This window comes from Salifodinibacter halophilus (genome assembly GCA_012999515.1).
Lineage (GTDB): Bacteria > Pseudomonadota > Gammaproteobacteria > Nevskiales > Salinisphaeraceae > Salifodinibacter > Salifodinibacter halophilus.
Genome location: JABEEB010000317.1, coordinates 1 through 265, shown reverse-complemented (window position 1 = coordinate 265; position 265 = coordinate 1). Strand labels below are relative to the sequence as shown.

Sequence of the window (265 nt, the reverse complement as noted above, 5' to 3'; positions counted from 1 at the left end):
CCGCTGTGGTCGTAGCTGAGCTGCTGGCCCGGCGACAGCGTGCTGCCGGTCTGCGCCAGCCCGTTGGAGACCACCACCGCGCCATCGATCAGGCCGACGTTGACCTCGTTGCCGTTCTTGCTGACCTGGAAGGTGGTGCCGATGTCGCGGATGGTGCCGGTGCCGGCCTTGACCGAGAACGGCCGCGCCGGATCGGCGGCGACCTGGAACTGGACGCGGCCGCGATCGACCTCGATCTCGCGGCGAGCGCCGCGAGATCGAGGTC

1 protein-coding gene is annotated in these 265 nt (G+C 70.2%); it reads right to left on the bottom strand.

The window, feature by feature from the left end:
* On the bottom strand, positions 1-265 hold a 265-nt coding region (locus tag HKX41_11840; GenBank protein NNC24825.1), incomplete at both ends, for a hypothetical protein.